The 5,587-nt window shown below is 72.8% G+C and carries 5 protein-coding genes and 1 tRNA gene; 3 read left to right on the plus strand and 3 right to left on the minus strand.

What is annotated here, in order from left to right:
• The first annotated feature begins 43 nt into the window (after positions 1–43).
• From J0670_RS28380 to J0670_RS28390, 3 genes are all read left to right on the plus strand, one after another.
• Positions 44–1,144, plus strand: coding sequence for an SGNH/GDSL hydrolase family protein (locus J0670_RS28380; RefSeq protein WP_207814545.1), 1,101 nt, complete (start codon positions 44–46; stop codon positions 1,142–1,144).
• Between the two features lie 62 nt (positions 1,145–1,206).
• Positions 1,207–2,427: an acetyl-CoA C-acetyltransferase gene (locus J0670_RS28385; RefSeq protein WP_207814546.1), complete on the plus strand. Its 1,221-nt coding sequence runs from the start codon at positions 1,207–1,209 to the stop codon at positions 2,425–2,427.
• A gap of 290 nt (positions 2,428–2,717) precedes the next feature.
• Entirely contained in the window at positions 2,718–3,659 is a 942-nt protein-coding gene (locus J0670_RS28390; RefSeq protein WP_207814549.1) for a hypothetical protein, read from the plus strand.
• An 80-nt stretch (positions 3,660–3,739) separates the two neighbouring features.
• On the opposite strand, the gene J0670_RS28395 is transcribed toward J0670_RS28390, so the two are convergent.
• From J0670_RS28395 to J0670_RS28405, 3 genes are all read right to left on the minus strand, one after another.
• Positions 3,740–4,108, minus strand: coding sequence for a hypothetical protein (locus tag J0670_RS28395; protein ID WP_207814547.1), 369 nt, complete (start codon positions 4,106–4,108; stop codon positions 3,740–3,742).
• Positions 4,109–4,187: 79 nt separating this feature from the next.
• On the minus strand, positions 4,188–5,057 hold the full coding sequence (locus J0670_RS28400) for a Bax inhibitor-1/YccA family protein (protein WP_207814548.1): 870 nt from the start codon (positions 5,055–5,057) through the stop codon (positions 4,188–4,190).
• Positions 5,058–5,196: 139 nt separating this feature from the next.
• Positions 5,197–5,278: transfer RNA gene (locus tag J0670_RS28405), tRNA-Leu, on the minus strand.
• Positions 5,279–5,587: the final 309 nt, after the last annotated feature.

The raw sequence follows: 5,587 nt of genomic DNA on the forward strand, positions 1-5,587 counted from the left end.
GCGCCCCCGGAGGGACGGCACGAGGACGCGAAGGGGGCACCGGATGCCAGGGGCACAGGACTCGCGGGCCCGGGTGGCCCGCCGGATCGCCACGGCGGCGGCGTACGGCGGCGGCGGGCTCGGCCTGCTGGGCGTGGGCCTGGTGGGCCTGCTGCTGACCGAGAGCAGGCTCGCCATCCAGGCCATCGGCATCCTGGAGACGCATCCGCCCAAGGCCGACGGCGTCTACGGCGAGGCCTTCGCCGACAGCTCCGCGGCCCCGCAGCCGCCGCTGGTCCTGGCCGTCCTCGGCGACTCCACCGGCGCGGGCCTGGGCGTGGCGCGCGCCCGCGAGACCCCGGGCGCCCTGCTGGCCGCGGGCCTGGCCTCGGTGGCCGAGCGCCCGGTGCGGCTGGTCAACGTGGCCCGGGTCGGCGGCCGCTCCGCCGACCTGTCCGGCCAGCTGGAGCGGGCCCTGCGGCACCGCCCGGACATCGCCGTGATCATGGTCGGTGCCAATGACGTGACGCGGCACAGCCCGGCCCAGCTGGCCGTCCGCCAGCTCGGGGAGGCGGTCGCGGCGCTGCGCGCCAACGGCTGCGAGGTGGTGGTGGGCACCTGCCCGGACCTCGGGACGATCAAGCCGGTCCGACCGCCGCTGCGCTGGGTGGCCCGGCGGCTGAGCCGCCAGCTGGCCGCCGCGCAGACCATCGCGGTGGTGGAGGCGGGCGGGCGCACCGTCTCACTGGGCTCGCTGCTGGGGCCGGAGTTCGCCGCCCGCCCGGAGATGTTCGCCGCCGACCGCTACCACCCCTCCGCCCAGGGCTACGCCACCGCCACGATGGCCGTGCTGCCCTCGGTGTGCGCCGTACTCGGCCTGTGGCCGGAGGAGGAGCGCCCGACCGCGCCGCTCCCGGGCGAGGTGGACCTGCCGGACGAGACGGTGCTGCCGGTCGCGGTGGCCGCCGCCGCGGCGGCCGGGCGGGCGGGCACCGAGGTGGCGGCCGTGGCCGTGGAGGGCGCCGGCCGGCGCTGGGCGCTGCTGCGGCACCGGCTGCGGGTCGGCCCTACCGGCACGGAGACCGCGAAGGGGGCCGGGAAGGAGACGGGTACGGACCCCGGGAGCACGTCGGCCAGCTCACACACCGGGGCTGGTGACGCCTGACCTACCAGACGGTAACTTTCCTCCCGGACCGCCAGTCCGCATCATCCAGCGAGGAGCCTGCCATGCCCGAAGCCGTCATCGTCAGCGCCGCCCGTTCGCCGATCGGCCGGGCCTTCAAGGGCTCGCTGAAGGACGTCCGCCCGGACGACCTGACCGCCCACATCATCCAGGCCGCCCTGGCCAAGGTCCCGCAGCTCGACCCGCGCGAGATCGACGACCTGATGCTCGGCTGCGGCCTGCCCGGCGGCGAGCAGGGCCACAACCTGGCCCGCATCGTGGCCGTGCAGATGGGCATGGACTACCTGCCCGGCGCCACCATCACCCGCTACTGCTCCTCCTCGCTCCAGACCACGCGGATGGCGCTGCACGCGATCCGCGCCGGCGAGGGCGACGTCTTCATCTCGGCCGGCGTGGAGACCGTCTCGCGCAGCGTCAATGGCACCTCGGACGGCCTGCCGGGCACCATGAACCCGATCTTCGACGAGGCCCAGGCCCGCACCGCCAAGCGCGCGGAGGAAGGTGGCGGGGAGTGGCACGACCCGCGCGAGGACGGGCTGCTGCCGGACGCCTACATCGCGATGGGCCAGACCGCCGAGAACCTGGCCGCGCTCAAGGGCATCACCCGCGCCGAGCAGGACGAGTTCGGCGTGCGCTCGCAGAACCTCGCCGAGGCCGCCATCAAGGCCGGCTTCTGGGAGCGCGAGATCACCCCGGTCACGCTCCCGGACGGCACCGTGGTGAGCAAGGACGACGGCCCGCGCGCCGGCGTCACCCTGGAGGGCGTGGCGGGCCTGAAGCCGGTGTTCCGCCCCGACGGGACCGTTACCGCGGGTAACTGCTGCCCGCTGAACGACGGCGCGGCCGCGCTGGTCATCATGTCCGACACCAAGGCCCGCGAGCTCGGCATCACCCCGCTCGCCCGGGTGGTCTCCACCGGCGTCAGCGCGCTCTCCCCCGAGATCATGGGCTACGGCCCGGTCGAGGCCTCCAAGCAGGCGCTCAAGCGCGCCGGCCTCACCATCGGCGACATCGACCTGGTCGAGATCAACGAGGCCTTCGCGGCCCAGGTCATCCCCTCCTACCGGGACCTCGGCATCGACCTGGACAAGCTGAACGTCAACGGTGGCGCCATCGCGGTCGGCCACCCCTTCGGCATGACCGGCGCCCGGATCACCACCACCCTCATCAACTCCCTCCAGTGGCACGACAAGCAGTTCGGCCTGGAGACCATGTGCGTCGGCGGCGGCCAGGGCATGGCCATGGTCATCGAGCGCCTCAGCTGACCCGCCGAGCACGCTCCGAAGGGTCTGGACCACCCGTTTGGAGTGACGCAGCGTAATTGAGGGCCGGATCACACCGAGAGGTCGATCCGGCCCTCTTTTCGGTCGATTCCCGCTCGAAAATCGACAGTGCGGAGCGGATCAACTCCACTGCGTAGAACGGTGTTACCTAACAATTTGGGGACAAGAGCGAAAGTCCTGGACGAATTGGACATTCGCCACTGCGGTAACAGCCCCGTATGCGGCAGTGTGGACACGTAACCCCGTTCCGCTCCTCGCTAGGAGTACGTTCCGTGAGCGCCGTCTACACCATCCTGCTGCTGATCCTGATCACCGTGTCGACCGCCGTGCTGCTCCGTCTCCGGGGACTCGCCCGCCGACTGGACGCGCAGGCCGCGGCCCAGGCCGCGCCCGCGCCGGTGGACGAGGCCGCGATACGCCGGGCCGTCACCGAGGCGCTCGCCGCCGACCGCGAGCGGGAGATCACCGAGGCCCGGGCGTTCTGGGCCGAGCAGGAGGCCCGCGCGGCCGAGGACGCGCCGCTGTTCGACTCCCCCTTCACCGGGGTCTTCACCGGCACCGACGAGTGGCCGCTCTTCTTCCCCCGCCCCACCGGCCCGCAGGAGGCTGCCGACAACGCCGGGACGATGGACCCGGAGTTCGGCGAGGCGCTGCGCTCCGCGCTGGAGGACCTGATCAACGAGGGCGGCACCGGCGCGGCCGAGTCCGGCGGCGAGGGCGGCACCCCGCTGCGCCCCGGCCACCCGGTCGGCGAGAACGCCAAGGAGGCCCGGGCCCGGCGCGAGGCCGACCTGCTGGCCACCGGCCTGGAGGCCGGGCTGCTGGACGCCGAACCGGCCGTGGAGGACGCCCCGGTGGCCACGCCCGACCCGCGCCGCCACCCCTCGCACCCCGACTTCGTACCGAGCCAGGCACCGTCCCGCGAGTGGACCGACACCCGGCTGGCCACCCTCGCCGAGGAGGCCGTCGCCCTGGTCGACGTCCGCCCGGGCCCGCTGGGCACCCTGGACGTGTACGCCTTCGCCGACGGCACCACCCTGTGCGTGGCCCCGGGCGACCGCGAGGCCGCCTACCGGCTGATCGACGCCGTCCGCGCCGGTGAGCACGTCCGGCTGCTCGGCGGCTCGCGCTTCTCCGGTTCGTACTCGCTGACCTTCTCCACCGACGAGGAGGCCGTGTACGTGCTCGCCGACCGGGTGGTCGCCAGCATCTGACGGCGGCTCACCGCCACGGCCGCGCGGAGGCCGCCCGGGTCAAGGGGTTACCGACCCGGGCGGCCTTCGTGCTGCCGGCATCAGGCGCAGAGCGCCGCCGTCTCGCGCACCGCCGCGAGCGCCCCGGACAGCACCTCCGCGGCCGCCTCGGGCCCGTCCGGGAGGGCGACCTCGGCGCCCTCGGGCAGGGCCGCCAGCGCGGCCGCCAGGTCGTGCCCGGCGACGGCCAGTTGGTCCCCCGCGGCGAAGGCCCCGGCGTCCGGGAACTCCCGCTGCGGCCCGCCCTCCACTGCCAGCGCCAGCGCGGCCAGCCGCCGGGCCAGGGCCAGCACGGCCGCCGCCCGCGAGGCGTGCCCGGGCACGGAGCCCAGCAACTTGCTCTGCGGCAGCGAGCGGAAACGATCCGCCAGGGAGTCGACGGCTTCGACCAGGGGCTGTACGTCATGCATGCAGAGGAGCCTAAACGCCGTCGGCCCCCGGAGCGGTTCGCTCCGGGGGCCGACGGCAGTGTGGGTACTACGGGGTGCGTCAGTCGTCGCCGCGCAGGATCGCGATCAGCCGCAGCATCTCCATGTAGATCCAGACCAGCGACAGGGTGAGCCCGAAGGCCGCCCGCCAGGACTCGCGCTGCGGGGCACCCTGGGCGATGGCCTCCTCGATCGCCGCGAAGTCCAGCGACAGGAAGAAGGCGCCCAGGCCGATGCCGATCAGGCCGACCACGATGCCCAGCGGGCCGGAGCGCAGGCCCATGTCGGCACCGAAGGCCATCGCGATCATGTTGACCAGCATCAACAGCACGAAGCCCATGGCGACCGCGATGCCGATCCGGGCGTAGCGCGCGGTGACCCGGATCCTGCCGCTCTTGTAGGCGAACAGCATCGCCGCGAAGACCGCCGCCGTGCCCAGCACCGCCTGGATCACGATGCCGTTCAGCATCGTGTTGAAGGCGTGCGAGACGGCGCCCATCGCGAAGCCCTGGAGGGCCGCGTACGTCAGGATCAGCGGCGGGCTGACGCTGCGCTTGAAGGAGACCACCAGGCCGACCACCATGGCCGCCAGGCTGGCCGCGATCGCGAAGCCGAAGTTCTCGAACGGCAGCGTGAACCAGGCCACCGCACCCGCGACGACCAGGGTGAGCAGCGTCATGGCCGTGCGGGCGACCACGTCGTCGAGCGTCATCCGCCCGGTGGCCGCGGGGCCGGCCGACGGCCCGTTGTACATCTGGTAGAGCTGCTCGTCCGTCAGCGGGCCCTGACCCTGCGGCTGGGCGTAGGGAGTCCCCGCGTAGGGGTTCTGGCCGTACGGACCCCCGGCCTGCGCGGTGGTTCCGAACCCCGCGTAGCCGGGCTCGCGGGTGAAGGACCCCTCCCGCGAGAAGACCGGGTTGCTGCTTCTCATTGCACATTCCCTTCGTGGCGGCACTGCACCGCCCACACCAAGGGTAATGGCTTGGCAAAAATTCCGGGATACGCCGCGAGGAGGATACGGTGAACGGCTCCCGGCGGGGGCGTCGGTGGCGCCCCCGCCGGGTGAACGGTGCCCGGAGCCGGACTCGAACCGGCACGGCCTCGCGGCCAAGCAGTTTTAAGCTGCCCGTGTCTGCGTTCCACCATCCGGGCGTCCTGCGAAACCACCCTGAGCCTAGTCGCCCGGCTCACCCTTTCGCATGTTCCCAGCCCGGGAAGTTGTCATGTTTCCTTGCCATCTGACGAACTGTCCGGGATTTGGCCACGGAGGATAGCGATTCCGGCCATCACCCCGCCCTCAGGGTTCACGTCATACCGCAGGAGGAGGGTCCCCCACCTCCCGTACGCCCAGCGGTGGTCGGCCCAACCGTCCGCCGGAGCGACGCCGGACCATGATCACCGGGCGGAGCATGGAGGTACGAATCCGCGAGCCCTCAAGGAGCACCTCCGTGACCACGTCGA

The sequence above is a fragment of the Streptomyces sp. FH025 genome, assembly GCF_017427025.1.
In the GTDB taxonomy this organism is placed as follows: Bacteria; Actinomycetota; Actinomycetes; order Streptomycetales; family Streptomycetaceae; genus Kitasatospora.

What these genes read in the sequence shown, in the direction of transcription:
- J0670_RS28400 (WP_207814548.1), bottom strand. Translation starts at nt 5,057, where the DNA reads ATGAGAAGCAGCAACCCGGTCTTCTCGCGGGAGGGGTCCTTCACCCGC.
- J0670_RS28380 (WP_207814545.1), top strand. Translation starts at nt 44, where the DNA reads ATGCCAGGGGCACAGGACTCGCGGGCCCGGGTGGCCCGCCGGATCGCC.
- J0670_RS28395 (WP_207814547.1), bottom strand. Translation starts at nt 4,108, where the DNA reads ATGCATGACGTACAGCCCCTGGTCGAAGCCGTCGACTCCCTGGCGGAT.
- J0670_RS28385 (WP_207814546.1), top strand. Translation starts at nt 1,207, where the DNA reads ATGCCCGAAGCCGTCATCGTCAGCGCCGCCCGTTCGCCGATCGGCCGG.